The 17,087-nt window shown below is 73.1% G+C and carries 18 protein-coding genes and 1 pseudogene; 6 read left to right on the forward strand and 13 right to left on the reverse strand.

Annotated features, from left to right (window positions below; genetic code table 11):
• Positions 1 to 49 precede the first annotated feature (49 nt).
• Entirely contained in the window at positions 50 to 943 is an 894-nt protein-coding gene (locus ACSYGO_RS03825) for an NAD(P)H-binding protein (RefSeq protein ID WP_460385753.1), read from the reverse strand.
• A 104-nt stretch (positions 944 to 1,047) separates the two neighbouring features.
• Between ACSYGO_RS03825 and ACSYGO_RS03830 the strand changes: the two genes are divergently transcribed.
• Positions 1,048 to 2,031 (forward strand): LysR family transcriptional regulator, encoded by a 984-nt coding sequence (locus ACSYGO_RS03830; RefSeq protein WP_426680485.1) that lies wholly within the window; start codon positions 1,048 to 1,050, stop codon positions 2,029 to 2,031.
• A gap of 18 nt (positions 2,032 to 2,049) precedes the next feature.
• Here the strand turns inward: ACSYGO_RS03830 and ACSYGO_RS03835 are convergent, their stop codons facing one another.
• The gene (locus tag ACSYGO_RS03835; protein WP_426680486.1) at positions 2,050 to 2,247 is read right to left on the reverse strand and encodes a hypothetical protein; all 198 of its coding nucleotides are present in this window, start codon (positions 2,245 to 2,247) and stop codon (positions 2,050 to 2,052) included.
• A gap of 201 nt (positions 2,248 to 2,448) precedes the next feature.
• Here ACSYGO_RS03835 and ACSYGO_RS03840 point away from each other — a divergent pair, with 201 nt between their 5' ends.
• The gene (locus ACSYGO_RS03840) at positions 2,449 to 3,174 is read left to right on the forward strand and encodes a MerR family transcriptional regulator (RefSeq protein WP_460385754.1); all 726 of its coding nucleotides are present in this window, start codon (positions 2,449 to 2,451) and stop codon (positions 3,172 to 3,174) included.
• Positions 3,175 to 3,280: 106 nt separating this feature from the next.
• Here the strand turns inward: ACSYGO_RS03840 and ACSYGO_RS03845 are convergent, their stop codons facing one another.
• The 9 genes and pseudogenes from ACSYGO_RS03845 to ACSYGO_RS03885 all read right to left on the reverse strand — a co-directional run bounded on the left by ACSYGO_RS03845 (position 3,281) and on the right by ACSYGO_RS03885 (position 10,539).
• A complete protein-coding gene (locus ACSYGO_RS03845) occupies positions 3,281 to 3,841 on the reverse strand; it encodes a TetR/AcrR family transcriptional regulator (protein ID WP_432176369.1) in 561 nt (186 codons plus the stop codon).
• Between the two features lie 3 nt (positions 3,842 to 3,844).
• Positions 3,845 to 4,540, reverse strand: coding sequence for a type 1 glutamine amidotransferase domain-containing protein (locus tag ACSYGO_RS03850; RefSeq protein WP_426680489.1), 696 nt, complete (start codon positions 4,538 to 4,540; stop codon positions 3,845 to 3,847).
• Between the two features lie 230 nt (positions 4,541 to 4,770).
• Positions 4,771 to 5,442 carry an enoyl-CoA hydratase-related protein gene (locus ACSYGO_RS03855; protein WP_426680490.1) on the reverse strand — a complete coding sequence of 224 codons (672 nt, stop codon included), beginning with the start codon at positions 5,440 to 5,442 and terminating at the stop codon, positions 4,771 to 4,773.
• 33 nt (positions 5,443 to 5,475) lie between these two features.
• Positions 5,476 to 6,090: a TetR/AcrR family transcriptional regulator gene (locus ACSYGO_RS03860; RefSeq protein WP_460385755.1), complete on the reverse strand. Its 615-nt coding sequence runs from the start codon at positions 6,088 to 6,090 to the stop codon at positions 5,476 to 5,478.
• A gap of 229 nt (positions 6,091 to 6,319) precedes the next feature.
• Complete coding sequence (locus tag ACSYGO_RS03865) at positions 6,320 to 7,561, reverse strand: MDR family MFS transporter (protein WP_432187924.1); 1,242 nt, start codon at positions 7,559 to 7,561, stop codon at positions 6,320 to 6,322.
• Positions 7,558 to 8,673: a PLP-dependent cysteine synthase family protein gene (locus ACSYGO_RS03870; RefSeq protein ID WP_460385756.1), complete on the reverse strand. Its 1,116-nt coding sequence runs from the start codon at positions 8,671 to 8,673 to the stop codon at positions 7,558 to 7,560. Before ACSYGO_RS03870 ends, ACSYGO_RS03865 begins: the two co-directional genes overlap by 4 nt.
• A gap of 126 nt (positions 8,674 to 8,799) precedes the next feature.
• Complete coding sequence (locus ACSYGO_RS03875) at positions 8,800 to 9,216, reverse strand: hypothetical protein (protein WP_460385757.1); 417 nt, start codon at positions 9,214 to 9,216, stop codon at positions 8,800 to 8,802.
• Positions 9,217 to 9,274: 58 nt separating this feature from the next.
• Positions 9,275 to 9,529: pseudogene (locus ACSYGO_RS03880) on the reverse strand (SpoIIE family protein phosphatase); the annotation flags it as partial.
• A gap of 116 nt (positions 9,530 to 9,645) precedes the next feature.
• Positions 9,646 to 10,539: a serine hydrolase gene (locus ACSYGO_RS03885; RefSeq protein ID WP_460389671.1), complete on the reverse strand. Its 894-nt coding sequence runs from the start codon at positions 10,537 to 10,539 to the stop codon at positions 9,646 to 9,648.
• 772 nt (positions 10,540 to 11,311) lie between these two features.
• Between ACSYGO_RS03885 and ACSYGO_RS03890 the strand changes: the two genes are divergently transcribed.
• The 4 genes from ACSYGO_RS03890 to ACSYGO_RS03905 all read left to right on the forward strand — a co-directional run bounded on the left by ACSYGO_RS03890 (position 11,312) and on the right by ACSYGO_RS03905 (position 15,513).
• Positions 11,312 to 11,764, forward strand: coding sequence for an SH3 domain-containing protein (locus ACSYGO_RS03890; protein WP_460385758.1), 453 nt, complete (start codon positions 11,312 to 11,314; stop codon positions 11,762 to 11,764).
• Positions 11,765 to 11,963: 199 nt separating this feature from the next.
• Positions 11,964 to 12,869 carry a helix-turn-helix domain-containing protein gene (locus tag ACSYGO_RS03895; protein ID WP_460385759.1) on the forward strand — a complete coding sequence of 302 codons (906 nt, stop codon included), beginning with the start codon at positions 11,964 to 11,966 and terminating at the stop codon, positions 12,867 to 12,869.
• Positions 12,870 to 12,926: 57 nt separating this feature from the next.
• A complete protein-coding gene (locus tag ACSYGO_RS03900; protein WP_460385760.1) occupies positions 12,927 to 14,120 on the forward strand; it encodes a M20 family metallopeptidase in 1,194 nt (397 codons plus the stop codon).
• Between the two features lie 223 nt (positions 14,121 to 14,343).
• A complete protein-coding gene (locus ACSYGO_RS03905) occupies positions 14,344 to 15,513 on the forward strand; it encodes a hypothetical protein (RefSeq protein ID WP_460385761.1) in 1,170 nt (389 codons plus the stop codon).
• Positions 15,514 to 15,549: 36 nt separating this feature from the next.
• Here ACSYGO_RS03905 and ACSYGO_RS03910 read toward each other — a convergent pair whose 3' ends face one another.
• Together ACSYGO_RS03910 and ACSYGO_RS03915 are read right to left on the reverse strand one after the other, a co-directional pair.
• Entirely contained in the window at positions 15,550 to 16,206 is a 657-nt protein-coding gene (locus ACSYGO_RS03910) for a maleylpyruvate isomerase N-terminal domain-containing protein (RefSeq protein ID WP_460385762.1), read from the reverse strand.
• A 92-nt stretch (positions 16,207 to 16,298) separates the two neighbouring features.
• Positions 16,299 to 16,979, reverse strand: coding sequence for a GOLPH3/VPS74 family protein (locus ACSYGO_RS03915; RefSeq protein ID WP_460385763.1), 681 nt, complete (start codon positions 16,977 to 16,979; stop codon positions 16,299 to 16,301).
• Between the last annotated feature and the right edge of the window lie 108 nt (positions 16,980 to 17,087).

The raw sequence follows: 17,087 nt of genomic DNA on the forward strand, positions 1-17,087 counted from the left end.
GTGGCAGGTGGGACTGGTTCCCTTGTGTTCCGGCGCCGGGTGCCGGACTTCAGGACAGGACGGCGGGCTTGAGGATCCGGGCGCACCACTGCTCGAAGCCGGTGGGGGAAGTGGTGGCCGGAGTGCGGGCGACGCCGGCGTCGAGGCCCTCGTCCTTGGCCCGCTTCATGTCGACGATGCCCTGGACGAATGTCTCGTTGAGGCCGTGGCCGACGAGGGTGCTGGACAGCTCGTCGAGGGGCCGGCGTTCGTAGCGGACGGGGCGGCCGAGCTGTTCGGTCATGATGCGGGCCAGGTCGTCGGGTGACAGGTCCCGCGGCCCGAGGACCGGGACGCTGTCGGTGCCGGTCCACGAGCGGTTCAGCAGCAGGCCGGCCGCGGTGGCCGCGATGTCGGCGACAGCGACCAAGGGGGCCTTGCGGTCGGCGTCGACGGTGTCGGTGAAGACGCCCTTCTCCCGGATCGAGTCGGCTTCCTCCAGGAGGTTCTCGAAGAAGGACGGGCAGGCCAGCGCCCGGTAGGCGACGCCGGTGCCGGCGATGAGGTCGTCCATGGCGAGGGAGGCGGTGACGAGCCCGGCCCGGTCGGCGAGCGGGGTGCCGCGGCCGAGCGCGGAGACGCCGACCACATGGCCCACGCGGTGGGCGGCGAGCGCCTCGACGGCGGGGAGGGTGAAACCGCTGTACGCGTCGTACGGGGTCAGGGAGGCGTCCGGCGGGACGAGCCAGAAGACGGCGTCCGCACCCGCGAAGGCCCGGTCGAGGACCCCGGGTTCCGCGTGCGATCCGGTGACCACCTCGACGCGGCCGCGCGCCGCGTCCGGAAGCCGGGCGGGATCTCGCACGATCACGCGCAGCGCCTCACCCGCGGCGGGAGCGGACTCGATGAGCCGGGAGAGCAGGTGACGCCCGATGTTCCCGGTGGGAGCGGTGATGACGATCATCAGAACCTCGCAGGTCGTGGTGGTTCGGGTCGCCCCTGATCCTGCTGAGGATCTCCGTACTGCCACAATGGGAACTTCGGCACGGAATCATTGCTCGAAATGGAATGATGCTGGTGAACAGCCCGGATCCGGTCATCGACGCCAATCTCGCCATCGCGCTGGACGCCCTGCTGGCCGAGCAGAGCGTGACCCGTGCCGCCGCACGTCTGCACACCTCGCCCGCCGCGATGAGCCGCACCCTCGCCCGGCTGCGCCGGGTCCTCCAGGACCCGCTCCTGGTCCGGGCCGGACAGACCATGGTTCCCACCCCTCGCGCCCAGGCGCTGCGCGAGGAGGCCGCCGCAGTGGTACGCAGCCTCGGAGCGCTGCTCGGCCCCGGCGCGAGCGTCGACCCGGCCGGCCTCCGCAGCACCTTCACCCTCCAGACCGCCGACCTGGTCGGCGCGGCACTGGCCGCCGGGCTGCTGCAACTGGCCCGGCGGGAGGCGCCGGGGGTCTCGTTCCGGATCCGGGCCGAAGAACTGGAGGCCGGGCCCGCGCTGCGTGATGGCGGGATCGACCTGGAGATCGGATCCATCGACCACGTGGACCCCGAGACCCGGATCGAAGAACTGGTCGGCCTCCGCATGGTCGCGGCCGTTCGGTCCGGCCATCCACTCACCGAAGGGCCGCTGACCCCGGCCCGGCTCGCTGCCGCCCAGCACGTCGCGGTCAGCCGTCGTGGCCGGTTCACCGGCCCCCTCGACACCGCCCTGGCCGAGCTGAACCTCCAGCGGCGGGTCGGCGTCGTCCTCCCCAGCCACCTGGCCGCGATGGCCCTCGTCGCCCGCAGCGACCTCGTCTGCCTCGTACCCGCGGCACACCCCGGCACGGCTCCCTCGCCCCTCACCCACGACGCCCACGCCCTCGGACTGCGCCTCCTCGACATCCCCTTGGCGCTGCCCCCGCTGACCATCGGCATGGCCTGGCACCCCCGGCACACGGCCGACGGCGCCCACCGCTGGCTCCGCGGCGCCGTCCGCCGGGCTCTGTGCACACCGACGGCAGGTTCGGCGGTCACCGCGCCGGACTCCGCGCCGTCCTCGTGACGGGGGACGGGGTCGGAGTCAGGCCCCGGGAGCCGCCTCGATATGCCAGCGGCCGACCTCTCGATAGTCCGAGTCGTACACGGCCGAGCCGTCGCCCGGTTCGAGCGCGTAGTGGTGGAGGTTGCCGCCCCAGTAGCGGAGGATGCGGCCGAGTTCGCCCGCGGGGTCCTCCGTCAGGCGCGCGTCGTCCATGGTGACTTCCAGCAGGAATTTCAAGTCGCCCACTCCCCTGATATGTCCGGACGGCCCGGCTCGAACGGCCGGGCCTCGGCTTTCAATTGTTTCATTCAATTGCTTATGGGGACTTCCGAGGCAATCGGCGCTGGACATGCCTTCGCGATGTCCGAAAAGTCTCAACTGGCCTTGAGGGGTTAAGGTGAGCGCCTCGGTACGGGCGGCGGGGCAGCGGAGGGCGATGTGGGTCAGCGACTGCGCGCCGTCGACCTTGCGCGGACGGCCGGGATCTCGGTCCAGCAGGTCCGCAATTACGTGGAGTTGGGGGTTCTGCCGCCGACGGAGCGGACGGAGAGCGGATACCGGGTCTTCACCGCGGCCCACGCAAGGGCCCTCGGCGCGGCTCGCGAGATGGCCGCGGGTCACGGGTGGCCGACGGCCCGCGTCGTGATGCGAGCCGTCCACGACGGCGATCTGGAGGCGGCGTTGGCCGCTCTCGACGCGAGTCATGCCCGACTGGACCGCGAAAGAGCGGAGTTGGCCGAGGTGCACGCGGCTCTGGACACCGTGCTGGCAGGTGGCACGATCACGTCGGTCACGTCGGCGTCCGCTCGGCGTCAGCTGCGCATCGGTCAGGTGGCCCGCGCCGTGGGGGTCCGGCCACCGGTCCTGCGGCTCTGGGAGGACCGCGGTCTGCTGCGGCCGGACCGGGAGCCGTCGACCGGCTATCGGGTCTACTCCCGCACGGAAGTGCACGCCGCGCAGATCGTCTCGCTGCTCCGCCGAGGTCATCACCCCCTCGCGACGATCAAGGCGGTCCTGGACGAACTGCGGTCGACAGGGAGCCCCGACCGTGTCGCCGCCGAACTGGCGGGCCGGGGACGGGACCTGCACCGTCGCAGCCTCCACCGGCTGCGCGCCTCGGCGGCCCTGCACGACTACCTGGAGTACCTCGGCCACCTGGATTGAGGGGGCCTGTGCACCGGCGTGTTGCCGGTGCCGGCGTCCGCCCGCCTCCGGCGCGTCCGGTCGTCCAGGGGCGGCCCGCCGAGCCGATGGCCCGTCCGACGGAGTGTCATCGGGATGCCGGCGTGCCGAGCAGTCCGGACAGGAGCGCGGTGGCCGCGGGCTCCAGCAGCGCGCTGCCCTCGGCCTGCGACTCCAGACCGACGACGAGCGCGAGGGCGATGTCGGCGGCCTCGGCCGGCTCGACACCGCCGACCGTGCCCGCCTCGGCGAACAGGCCGATGAGCAGGCGCCGCAGGTCGGCGGTGAAGGCGCAGCAGATCCCGCCGAACAACCGGGCCTTGGCGTCGAGGAGTTCGGCGGTGTGTGGCGAAGGGCCGCTGAGTTCGAGGACGAGGTCCAGCTTGGCCACCAGGACGCCTCTGATGCGTCGGTCGTGCGGGACGTCCCGGTCGGCGGCGGCCGCCCGGGCACGGACGAGGGCCCGGTCGTGCAGGCGGGCGGCCAGCTTGCGGAAGGCGTCGTCCTTGCTGCGGACGTACTGGTAGACCGCCGACCGGGACACGCCCATGGTGGAGGCGATGTCGTCCATCGTGGTGCGCCGCACGCCGTACCTGGTGAGGCAGTCGTACGTGGCGTCGAGGACCTCTTCGAGCCGGTCGGTGCTCATGCGTCAGCCCAGCTTCTGCAGCAGTTCCGCGGCGAGCGGCGCGGAGGACGCGGGGTTCTGGCCGGTGACCAGGTTGCGGTCGACGACCACGTTGGGCGCCCAGGGCTCGCGGACCTGTACGTCCACACCGGCCTCGACGAGACGGGTCTCCAGGAGCCACTTCGCACGGTCGGCGAGTCCGGCCTGGGTCTCCTCGACATCGGTGAAGGCGGCGACCCGGTAGCCGGCGAAGGCGTTCGTGCCGTCGTCGCGGGTGGCGGCGAGCAGCGCGGCGGGCCCGTGGCAGACCACGCCGAGCGGCTTGCCCGACGTCAGGGTGTCGATGAGGAGCCGGCCGGAGGTGGCGTCGACCGCAAGGTCCTCCATGGGGCCGTGGCCGCCGGGGTAGAACACGGCGGCGTAGTCGTCGAGGTTCACGTCCTCGAGACGGATCGGGTTCCGCAGTTCGGTCATCCCGGCGAGCACGTTCGCGACCTTGTCGGCGCCTTCCTGGCCGCCGTTGACCTCCGGGGCGAGGCTTCCCTTGTCGACGGTCGGGACGACGCCTCCGGGCGTGGCGACGACGATCTCGTGACCGGCCGACGTGAGGATCTCGTACGGGGCGGCCGCCTCCTCGGCCCAGAAGCCGGTGGGGTGCTCGGTGCCGTCGGCGAGGGTCCAGTGGTCGACGCCGGTCATCACGAAAAGGATCTTGGACATGCGCTGCCTCCGAGGGATACGGGCCCGTGGGGGCCCGGGGCGATGGTGATCGCACGCTCCGGCACTCTGCGAGCGCTGACGCTTCGGGTGCAGATCGTCAGTGCGGCGATGTCCTCGAAGGTAGGTCCGTCTCCCATTCGTTTCCAATGACGATCCCAATGCCAGGCATTGGAATTCCAATGCCTGGCGGGGCGCTCGTCGTCTCGCCGGTGGGATGTGTCCTGCCGGTGTCAGCCGAGGGGGTTCTCCCGGTCGCGAAGGACGGTGAGGGCGGGGGCGTACATGCGGGCCTTGATGGTGCCGAGCGTGTCGCCCGCCTTGGCCGTCAGCGAGGCGGCGATCTCGAGGGCGGTCGACCGGACCGCCTGCTCGTCCACGGCGTGGTCGACGATCCCGGCGGCGAGGGCGTCGTGACCGCCGTAACGGCGGGCGGTGACCATGGCCTCGTGTGCGGGCTGAGGCGCCAGCCGCGCCTGGATCAGGGCGGACATCCCTGGCGTGAAGGGGATGTTGATGTCGGCTTCGGGCAGGCACCAGAAGCCGCGGTCGCCGCGCATCACACGGAAGTCGTGGGCCAGGGACAGCATGGCGCCCGCCGCGAACGTGTGTCCCTGCAGGGCCGCCACGGTGACGAGCGGCAGGGACAGCACCCGGGCGAAGAGGCCGTGCACCGAGACGACGTACTCGTGGTACTGGTCGGCGTGGGCGAACAGCCAGTCCAGGTCGAGGCCGTTGGAGTAGAACTTCCCGGTGGCGGTGGTCACCAGGGCGCGTGGCCCCTCCGCCTTCTCGACCTCGTCCAGGGCCTCGTTCACGGAGGCGATCCAGTCGGGGTGGAAGCGGTTCTCGTCGTCTCCCAGGTCGAGTACGAAGACGTTGTCCTGGCGGTCGAGCGCGGGCATGGTCACTCCTTGGGCGAATCGGGTCGGGCGGGGTCAGGTGGTCTGCGGCCGGTGGTCCGTGTCGGGCCGTGCCGGCAGGGCGAGTCGGAGCAGGTCGTGGATCTCGGCCGCGGCGGCCTCGATGGGGGCGGTGCTCCGCTCGGCGCGGCACATGATCACCGCTCCCTCGACGGCGGAGATGATGAACGCGGCCAGCCGTGTGCTGCGCTCCCGCGGCACTCCGCCGTGCAGCAGGAGGGCGGCGAGCGATTCCTGCCAGCGCGCGAAGACCGCGGCGGCGGAACGGGCGAGCTGCGGTGCGTCGTCGTTGGTCTCGACAGCCACGGCCACGATGGGGCAGCCGTTCCGGAAATCGCTGTCGAGGAGCCTCTCGCGCCAGAGTGCGAAGAAGGCGTCGACGGCCTCCAGCGGATCGCCGGCGTGCGCGGCGGCGTCGAGCAGGCCGCTGACGATGTCGCCGGCGAGGGCGACCGCCTCGTCGATCAGCTGGGTCCGCCCGCCGGGAAAGTGGTGGTAGACGGAGCCGCGCGGGGCGCCGCTGTGGGCGAGCACCCGGTCGATGCTCGTGGCGCTCGCCCCGTACTCACGCAGCAGGGCCGCGGCGCTGAGGACCATCCGGTCCCGGCTGTCGCTCTTGCGCGGGCTCACGCACCTCTCCCCTCGTCTCCTCGCGGACTGGCGGGCGGCTCCTTGACCTTTGATGCCACCGTCGACACGGGTCGCCGGAGCCACCGCCAAGTGGCTACCTGCCGGTAACTTATGGTGTACCCCATAGAACAGGCAAGGGGTGGCCGCCGCCCGCTCCCCGCACCTCGGCGCCCGCACCGCGGTGGCCACCCCTCCGCCGCACGGCTGCCGCAGGCCGTCCGACCGCCGCTCAGCCCGGCACGGGGACCGGCCGCACCGTCAGGTACCCGGCGCTGTGCAGCCTGACGACCAGCGCGGCACACACCAGCCCCGTGCCGGCCAGTACCACCCACGGCAGCCAGCTCACGCCCGTGTCGAACAGCGCCCCGACGCCGAGATTGCCGAGGGAGACGGCGATGCCGGAGACGGTGTTGTAGGCGCCGTAGTGCGTCGCGACCAGCCGGTCGCCGCAGAGACGTACGACGGTGTCCATCTCGAACGGGTAGAGGAGCGCCCCGCCCCAGGCCAGCAGTGCCGCGCACACCACCAGAGCGCACACCCCGGCCACGGGGTCGTACGGCCGGGGCACCAGCGGCAGGAAGGCGACTCCCATCACCACCAGCCCGTACGCGATCGCCTGCGGGCCGGGCAGCGTGCGCTTCGCCCAGGCCGTCAGCTTCAGCTGGCCCGACAGCGCGGCGAGCGCGGAGACGGCGAAGACCGCGCCGGTCACCGAGCCGGTCCGCTCGCCGAAGAGTTCGCGGGCACGCAGCGGCAGGGCCAGGTACACCTGGAAGGCCAGGACGTACGAGCAGCTCATCGCGGCGGCGAAGAGGAGGAAGGGGCGGTTCGTGGCGACCGTGCGCCAGTCGGCGGCGACCGACCGCCGGGCAGGTTCGGCGCCCCGCTCCGCCGCGGGACGCGCGGGCAGCGCGCGGGCCTGCACGATCGCCAGCGCGCCGAAGATGAGCGCGGCGACCGTGCACACCGCCGCGAAGTCCCAGGCCAGCAGGGCCAGTCCGGCGAGCGGGCCGACGAGGATGCCTGCCTGGTAGAACACGTTGAACGCGGCGAACGCCTCGACCCGTCGCGCCTCCCCCGCCTCCGCGGCCAGATAGGCACGGACGGCCGGGTTGAACAGGGCTCCCGCCAGACCCGTCAAAGCCGAGGCCGCGATCAGTGCGGGCAGTCCGTCGGCCACGGCGAGCAGCCCGAACGCGACCGTCCGCAGCGCACACCCGGCGAGGATCGCCGGCTTGCAGCCGTAGCGGTCGGCGATCGTCCCGCCGACCAGGAACATGCCCTGCTGCGAGAGGTTGCGCACGCCGAGGACCAGACCGACGGTCCAGGCCGCGAGGCCCAGCCCGTGGGCGAGATGGTCGGCCAGGTACGGCATCAGCATGTAGAAGCCGAGGTTGATGGCGAACTGATTGACCATCAGCAGCCGTGCGGGGCCGTCGAAGGAGGCCACTTGGGCCCGCAGCCCCTTCATCGCACGCCCGCCCTCGCCGCGCCGCGGCCGAGCGGATCGCGGACCCGGCTGCACCGAGTCCAGCGTGTCACGACCCGTTCGTCCTGCTCGGCGATCTCGTCGGGTTCCAGCGGCGCCGGGCGGCCGAGGAGCCGCTGCTCGTGGCACCAGGCGTCGTTGTAGACGGTCTCCAGGTAACGGTGCGGGCCGTCGGGGAAGATCGCGGCGATCCGGGTTCCGGCCGGGAACTCCCGCGCGGCCCATCCCGCGACGAGAGCGACCGCGCCGACGCTCCAGCCACCGGAGGCGTAGTGGCGGCGGGCAAGACGGCGGCAGGCCCACACCGCCTCGTCCGGCGCCACCCAGTGCACCTCGGTGAAGGCCTCGTAGTCGACGTTGGCGGGGTGGATGCTGGATCCCAGACCGCGCATCAGGCGCGGCGCGGCGGGCTGCCCGAAGATCGTCGAACCGACCGCGTCCACCCCGATCAGCTTCGTCCCGGGGAACGACTCGCGCAGCCCCGCCGTGACACCGGCGGAGTGGCCGCCCGTGCCCACCGCGGCCACCAGCACGTCGACGTGGCCGAGTTGGGCGGCGAGCTCGGCGGCCAGCGGCCGGTAGGCGGCCGCGTTGTCCGGGTTGTGGTATTGGTCCGGGCAGTACGCGTCCGGTGTACGGGCCAGGAGTTCGGCGACGCGGTCGCGGCGGGCCTGCTGCCAGCCGCCCTCCCGGTGCGGGACGGGGACCTGGTCGACCCGGGCGCCGAGCGCGGTCAGCAGCCGGACCAGGGACAGCTCGGCGCCGGGATCGGTGACGACGGTGACGGGGTGGCCGTACGTCAGTCCGGCCAGGGCGAGGCCCAGACCGAGCGTGCCGCTGGACGACTCCACGATCGGGGCGCCGGGCACGAGTTCGCCGCGACGGCGCGCCTCGCCGACCATGTGCAGTCCGGGGCGGTCCTTGATGCCACCGGGGTTGGCGCCTTCCAGCTTGGCGTGGAACCCGCGGCCGGGTGGGGCGAAGGGTTCGTCGACCCACAGGACCGGGGTGTCGCCGACGAGTTGGGCGGGGCGGCGGGCGATCGCGGGACGCGGGGTGCGATCCCCGCGGGGTTCGAGCAGGGAGAGGTGCATGGGCGTACGGCTCCTTGGCGCCCGGCCGGATTCGGCGGGGCGCGTCGTGGCGGATCACGGGCGCGCGGCGGCACGCCCCGGCGGCGCCCCTGTTCCGGGGCGCGGACGGGGAGTGCGGGCGGGTGCCTAGAGCCGCCAGACGCAGTGCAGCGCACGGATGCCACGACGGTCCGCCGCGGCGAGCAGGCGGGACGGACCGCCGCCGGAGGCATGCGCGACTCCGGGTGCGACGGCGATGGACGGCGGGGTGTGCGATCCGTCGTGGCCGGGACCCGGGCCGGTCTCGCCGGTGCGGGGCCGGTCCGCCACATGGTCGACATGCCCGTCGGCCGTGTGGTCGTGACCGGGGGACGGCTTGATCCCGTCAGCGGTGTGCGCCTCACCGTCCGCGTGCGGGACGACCGGGAAGGCCGTGTGGGTGCCCGCGAGAGCGGCGCCGTGCACGGCTCCCGCGAGATGGGCGACGACGATCAGGACGACCCCGAGGAGCAGCCAGAGCCGTCCGGCCCTCGGTGTCCTCGTCCTGACGCGCGCCCCGATCATATGCACACAGTAAGCGAACGACCGCACCGTGTTACGTAACGACGGTCCGGCTCGCCCGTCACATGCGGACGATCACCAGGGCGGTGTCGTCGGTGGCGCCACTGGCCGGAAGCAGGTCCGCGAGCAGGGCGTCGGCGAGGACCTCGGGAGCGGCGCCCCGGTGACGGGACAGAGAGTCCGCCAGCCGCGTCAGGCCGGTGTCGATGTCCTCGCGGCGGCGCTCGATCAGGCCGTCGGTGCAGAGCACGATCACGGCACCCTCGGTGAAGCGCGCGACGGCCTCGGGGCCTGGCCGTTCGCCCGCTGGGGGCTCCCACCATAGGAGCGGGTGCCCGGCGGGCCGGCGATGCCGCCGCGGCCGAGCGGGCCGTTCACACCGACGGCCCCCGGGCCGGCGGACGTCCGGCCGCCGGGGCGCGATTCGAGAACTCAGGAAGTGGCGGCGGGGGACGCGTTCAGGTCGCGGTTGACCGCGCGGGCGGCGGCCTCCAGGGTGGCCACGCCTTCGTCCATCGTGCGGTTGTCCTGGGAGAGCACGGCCATCCCGTAGTCGTGGCCGCCGCCGGTGAACACGCCGACGCTGTGCACCCTCCAGCCATGGGTCTTCAGCGGAAGCCAGCCGTTCTTGACGTGGACGGCCGCGGTCGCGGGTGCCCCGGCGGGCGCGCCCCAGCGCTGGTCCGCGACGACATGGCCCATCAGCCGGAGGGCGTAGGCGCGTGCGTTCCGGTCGAGGACCGGGTTGTCGGAGGTGAGCAGGCGCAGCAGCTTGAGCTGGTCGGCGGCCGTGATCCGGGTCCGCCCCCAGTGGTTCGCCGATCCGGGCACGGTGTCCGTCATGCCGGCCTGGTCCAGGAAGTGCTGGATGCCGTCGGCGCCGATCCGGTGCCACAGAGTGTTGGTCGCGTCGTTGTCGGACTTGGTGATCATCGCGGTGGTCAGCTTCACCTCGTCGGCGGTGAGCTCGCGCTTCTCCTCCGCGGCCTGCCGCAGCAGGGCGCCGAGGACGGTGACCTTGACCACGCTCGCCGAGTCGAAGGCCGTGTCGGCGCGGTACGCGCAGGAGGTCCCCGTGGTGCGGTCGTAGAGGGCGAGGGCCGAGGTGTCCTTACGGCCGCGGAGGGCCTCGGCTATGTCCCGCGCCAGCCGGTCCGCCAGCGCCGACCGCTTCGAGGTGCACGTCACCTTCGCGCCACCGACGGTCGTCGAGGCGGAGCTCGCGTTGGCGGGGGTCGCGGTCGCGAGCGCCGCGAGCGCCGTCCCCGCGGCCATGGCCCCGGCGAGTCCACGGCGCGCTCGGCGCGATGTCTGCGTTCCCGGCATGGAGTGTCCGTCCTGCTGCGTGTCGGCGGGCATGTCTGTTCGAGGCCGTGGGCGGGGCCCGGCCGACGGTGACGCTACAGGGGGGTATTGATCAACTAGCCGTTGAATGCACCTTTATGTCCGAAATGAGAGGTTATCGGCAATGTGACATTCGCGACGGAAACGGGTGGTATCGCCATCGCGCCGACGCCGAGCGTGACGGCGGCACGCGACGGCCTCGTCGGATGCCTCGGTGCATCCTGCGGCGCCATCGCCGGTGCTCCCTTCGGCGCGTCCACCGGTACGCCCCCTCGGCGCGTCCGCACGATCGCCCGGGCCCGATCCCTGTGCGCACCCCGAGCTCTCGGCGCGGCGCGGACCCGCCCGGCTCGGAAGGTGTGGCGTGCGCCCCGACGGGCGTGGGGTGCGCCTCGCGGGCGTACGGGCGGCCGGTTCCACAGGCGGGGCGCCTGCCTCGGCGGGCGGCACCGGTGACCGGCCCGGCGGACGTACCGGTGACCAGTTCGACGGACGTACGCGCGCCGAGCCGGCCGGGCGGTGGGACGCCGTCCCCGACCCCCGTCGGCGCCGCGCGGCCTCTCGGACCCATCAGCCGTTTCACCTGCGCTTGTCCGGACCCGGCGGCCCCACCCGTGTCCCCGGGGACGATCACGTCGTCCCCGGGGACGCTGGGACGGAATCCACCCCGGCGGCCACGGAAACGCTTGGCGACACGAGATCACACCTCGTGATCCAGAACGTCAGTCCGGAGGTTTCCATGTTGCGTCGGACCATGCAGAGCGGCCTTCTCGCCACGGTCGCGGTGTTCGCGCTGCTGCCCACCGCGGCCGTCGCCGCCGACACGGGCGCCACCGCGTCCCGCCCGGCCCACTCGGCCGCGCCGCACGGCGCGTACTCGCTGCTGCCCGCCCGCGGCTCCAGCGTGCCCACCGCCACACGTCACACGCCGAAGTACCGGCACCACACCAAGCGCCACGTCACACACCGCCGCACCCACGCGGTGGGGCGTGTCGTCACCCGGCGCGCCAGGCTGAACGTCCGGTCCGGACCCGGCACCGGGTACTCCGTGGTCGGCCACCGGTCCCGGAACGGTCTCGTCCGCCTCGTCTGTCTCCGCGAGGGGTCGTCCGTGTTCGGCGCGCGGCACTGGTACCGGCTCGCGCACCACAAGGGGTACGTCTCCGCCCGCTACGTCTACACCCGCGGCTTCGTCCCCTGGTGCTGAGGCGGCCTGACCTCCCCATCTCCCCGTGAACGGCGGCCTGTTCGAGCACCTCGTGCCCGGACAGGCCGTCGGTGTGCCTGCCGCAACGACTCACCCTCCTCTTCCGTGCGCCAGTGTGTCGCGACACCACTCCCCTGGGAACAGATATCAGCAACAGGGTCTAACCGCCCATAAGGGACGAAAGATTGAGAGTCGTGTCATGCGGCAGCCCCCAGGTGCACGGTGTCCGACGGCCGCGGCGCCGCCGGAGCGCCAGGACGAACGGTTCGTGGCCGAGCTGCGTCTGCTGCGTTCCCGTACGGGACTGAGCCTCGCGGCGCTGGCCGCGCGCACCCCGTACAGCAAGTCCGCCTGGCACCGCTATCTCTCCGGGACGAAGGTGCCTCCCCTCTCTGCCGTGGAGGCGCTGGCCGCGCTCGCCGGTGCGGAGCCGGGGCACCTACGGGATCTGCACCGGGCCGCGCTGCGCTCGGCCGCACAGGCGGACGGCGCCGGGCCCGGCGGCGCGAGCGGGGAGAGCGGTGGGCACCCGGCGGGGACGGCCACCGCGCCCTCGCCGTCCGCACCGTCGCCGTCGCCGTCGCCGTCGCGCGGATCGTCGTCAGGTGCGGCGGGTGCCCTCGCCCGGCGGTCGGCGCTGCCGGTCTGCGTCCTGCTCGCCATGGCCGTCGCGGCGGCCGTGACGGCCGCCGCGACCGGCGCACACCGCACTCCGCGGAGCGGGGGTGCCGCGTTCTCCACACGCTGCCGCGCCGCATCCTGTCAGGGCCAGTTGCCGGAGGACTCCGCCTGCGGCCGCGACGCGCGGACCGAGAGCACCGTCACCGACGCCTCGTACACGGTTCGTCTCCGGTACTCGCCGTCCTGCGGCACCGTCTGGTCCGAGGTCCGGGCCCGCGCCTTCGAACCCCGGGAGATCTCCGTCCGCTCGGGACAGGACGTGTTCTCCGCCGCCTATCCGGGGGACGGCCGCGAGGGTGACACCAGCCCCATGCTGGCCGTGCGCTCTCCGGAGGGCGTGGAGGCGTGCGCGGAGGTGGACGGGAAACTGGCGTGCACCGGCCTCGACGACGGCCGGGAGACCGATCCCGTCGAGCGACGGTGAGCCGGCTCCTGCCCGATCGGGGCCGGACCGGCCGCGTCATGAGGTACGAGGAGACACGTGGACGAGAACGCGTCGGGCGCCGCCGGCAGGAAGTGCGCGTCCGTGATCGAGCTGGCCCGCCGATTGATCCGCCTGCCCAGCAGGGGCGGCCTCGACGACTACGGCCCGGTCCTCGCCGCCGTGGAGTCGTGGCTCTCCGGACGGGCTCTCCCGCACCGGCGCCTGCACGACCCCGACGGCACCCTCGTCGGCATCGTGGTGGAAGTCCCGGGAGCCCGGCCCGGCCGATGGTGGACGCTCGACGCCTGCCTGGACACCGCTCCCTTCGGAGACGAGGGCGCCTGGTCCTTCCCGCCGACCTCGGGCGAGGTCGTCGGCCCCTGGCTGCTGGGCCGCGGAGCGGCCGACTCGAAGCTGGCGGCGGCGATGTTCTGCCACATCGCCGCCGACGTGCGGGACGAGGCCGCCGACACGCACGGCGGACTCGCCGTGCTGCTGGACGTCGACGAGCACACCGGCGCGTTCGGCGGCGCCCGCGCCTATCTCGCGGACCCCCGCGCGCCCCGGCCCGCCGGAGTCATGATCGGCTATCCGGGCCCGGACGAACTCGTCGTCGGCGGGCGGGGGCTGTGGCGCGCGCGTCTCCACGTCCACGGCACCGCCGGTCATTCCGGTTCACGGGCGACCGTGCTCGGCGCGATCTCGCGAGCGGCACGCCTCGTCGGCCTCCTGGACGGAGCCGAACTCCCGCTCCCCGGGCCGGCAAGCCCCTTCCCCCTGCCGCCGAAACTGACCGTCACCGCCGTGCACGGCGGTGGCGGCTTCTCCGTGACGCCCGACCTCTGCGTGGTCGATGTCGACGTGCGGCTGACGCCCGACTTCGACGCGCACGACGCGGAGGCACTCGTGCGCGAGGCGGTGCACGACCTCGACGAGGTGCTGCCCGGGCCCCGCCGCACGGACGTCGAACCGGTCGCCGCCTGGCCCCCGTTCCAGCTCCGCCCCGACGAGGAGCCGGCGGCGGCGCTGCTGGCGGCCGCCCGGGCGGTCGGCCTCGCGCCGCGCCCGAAGACCGCCGGACCGTCGAACATCGGGAACCTGCTCGCCGGCGAGGGCATCCCCGCGACGGCAGGGTTCGGCGTGCGCCACGAAGGCCTGCACGGCACGGACGAACGCGCCGACCTCACGGACCTCCCCCTGGTCTACGCCGCCTACCACGGAGCCGTCCGCAGCCTGCTCGCCGCGCCCTGACGGGATGCGGGTGCCGGCCGCGACTGACGGGATGTCGATGCCGGTCGCGGCCCCGTCGAGACGCGGAACGCACGCCCTCGATCCGCACATCCACAAACAGGATGAATCGAACATAGTCACCCGTCTGGGGATGTCCGTGATCCACGGGGACCTCGCTGATTCCCCCGCGAGCCGCGGTGACCATACTGGGAAGGCACACCGCACCCCACCAGCAAAGTGACACATGCCCAAGCTCCCTATCGCCCGTGTCGCGGCCCCGGAAACGGTCTGGCTGGCACGCGGGCGACACACCGGACCCGACCCGCAGGAGCTGCTGCGGGAGAACCTGCGGCAGCTGAAGGCCGACGGCACGATCGACGACTTCATGGAGCCGGAGCGCTCGGCGCTCTCCGACGAGCGGGCCTTCGAGGCCCGCTGGCACGTCGACGGCACCAGCACCGTGCGTGCGAGGCTCACCGTCGAGCCACCGGAACGCCCGGAGCGTTCCGAGGACTGGCGCTGGACGCTCGCCGCCGAGGCGGACCGCCCGTGGAGCCCCGACTGGTCCTCCCCCGCGACCAGGTTCTGGCCCGACACGGACGACGCCACCTGGGACCACGACGTGGTGCCGGGCCTGCGCCTGCGGGACACCAACCCGCTCCCCAAGGAGGACGCCACCCTGCGCCGGCTGCTCAAGGACGCCGCGCGGCACAGCTGGAGCATCAACGTCGTCGTCCACGAGGCCATGACGCCCGATCCGCGCGGCCGGCTCCCGCTGACCCGCCTGCTGCCGCCGGTGCTGCGGCACCGCGTCGTGGAGCACCGCGCCGCCCCTGAGCAGCTCCAGGCCGTCAACTGGGCACTCGGCGACCTGGGTACGTCGGTGCCGCGCGGCGGCGCGGTCATCCTGCCCGGCACCCCGCTGAGGCCCGGGTACGACGACGAGGCCTTCACCGTACGCAGTGTGTTCCTCGACGGCTCGGAGCCGACGGAGCTCCTGGAGAAGATCGTGCGGTACGCGGAGCTGCCGTGGCCGCTGCCGGACGGTGCGGCCGAGGCGCTCGCCGCGCTGCGCCAGGACTGGCACCTGGTGACCATCGAGGAGGAACTCGCCCATGCCCGGGCGCTGTTGGACTCCTACGCCGAAGCGCTCGACGCCATGACCAAGTCCCGCGACCTGTACCGCGAGGCCACCGAACTCGCGCACGCGGCCCTGGCCGACCTCAAGGACGCCAAGGGCGCGGCGAGCTCAACGGGCAAGGCCCCGAACGGTCGGGCGCCGCACCCGCTGGCGAAGACGCTCCAGCGGGTCGCGGGCAGCATGTGGTCGCGGCGCGCGACGGGCGACGCCACCCCCGCGGCGGACGCACCCGATCCGAAGACCACGGCCCGCGAGCCCGACCGGCCCGCGTGACCCGCGCTCGGCCCGGTCCGGGCGCGGGCGGGTGTGTCAGCCGAGCACGAACGGCAGCCGGGTGGCCAGGTCGCCGAGTGCGGCCTTCTCCGCGTCGGTCGGCGCCCGGCGGCCGGTGCCGACCAGGAGCGCGTCCTTGTCGCCGAACGACACGGGGAACGGGACGCCGGCGATCTTCTCCAGCATCGAGCGGGATCGGGCCAGGCCCTCCGCCGGCGGTTGTGCCGCGTCCGGGACGTACGCGACCAGGTCGAGGTGGTGCAGCGTCCATTCCAGGACGTACGCGGTGAGATAGTCGCCCGCGGTGAGCACCTCGTCGCGGGTGCTCACCAGGGCGCCCGGGTCGGCGAGTTCGGCGGCCCGGCCCGCGGCGGAGCCGACGTCGTCCAGGTGGAACTTGAGCAGGCCCGGTTCCCCGTACGCGGCGGCCAGCCGGACGATCAGCGCGTCGAGCGGGTCCTCGCCGGTCGGCGGTCGGTCCGCCACCTTCCAGTAGGTCACCGCGTCCACCGTCGGTTCCGTGTCGGCGGGGGTGACGAGGGTGATCAGGACGTCCTGCGCGTCGATGACCAGATGGCACGCGAGGTCCCTCACCAGCCAGCCGGCACAGCCGGACGGCTGGTCGAAGTCCTTGTCGGGGAGTTCGGCGACCGCGGTGCGCAAGGCCGTCCACGAGCGTGAGAAGAGATCCACCTCGGCACGGTAGTGCGGTGCCTAAGGGACCGACAAGCACATACGGACGGCCGCGGAGGGAACCTGCCGTACGGTCCGTGCGCGCCCACCGGTCAGGGGCCGCGCCAGACGTTGGCGAACGCGGCGTTCTCGATGGCCCGCCGCTGCCGTACGGCTTCCAGTTCCATGACGGCGTCATGGACGGCGGCCAGCACGGTCGTCTCCGGGTCGTCGCCACCGGCCGGAGCCTGCTGCGCGATGTCCTCGCCCGAGGCCTCCTCGCCGGACGTCTCCTCACCGTACCCGGCCGAGGCCTCCTCGCCGAAGGCCTTCTCGCCGTGGATCCCGACGGCGGCGGCCAGGGCGTCGAGGACGGGGTCGTGCGACGTCCAGCGGCTCAGGGCGTGTTGACGCTCGGGCGACTCGACCGGCTCCATGCGGGCGGTGCCGAGCGACAGTCGGCCGCGCCGGTGCTCCGTGAGCAGACCCGCCTCCATCAGGGCGGTCTGGTAGGCCTGGGACAGGTCACGGCCCCGGCGCCAGAGCCAGTCATCGACACGTTCGTACGGAGCGTCCCGCTCCAGCAGGGATGCGGCCTCGTCCAACAGCGCATCGTCCGTGGCCGGCTGACCGGCGGTCGGCACGATGCAGTCTCCGTCGATGTCGACGGCCCGGCCGCCGAGGAGATCGATCAGCTCGGCTCCGGCGAGCGCCAGCGACAGGTCGCCCTGTCCCACGGGACGGCTCGGCTCCACGTCGAGGGCGACGATGAACAGATCCTTGGCCGTGGTCATGAACGGCTCCCCTCGCAGTTGTCGGCGACGGCGCGTCCGGCCCGCCGCCTGCCCGCCGCCGGTCCGCCCGCGGGCCGGTCGGCGCGCGGGATGCCTACGGTGCCAGAC

This window comes from Streptomyces krungchingensis (assembly GCF_054729265.1).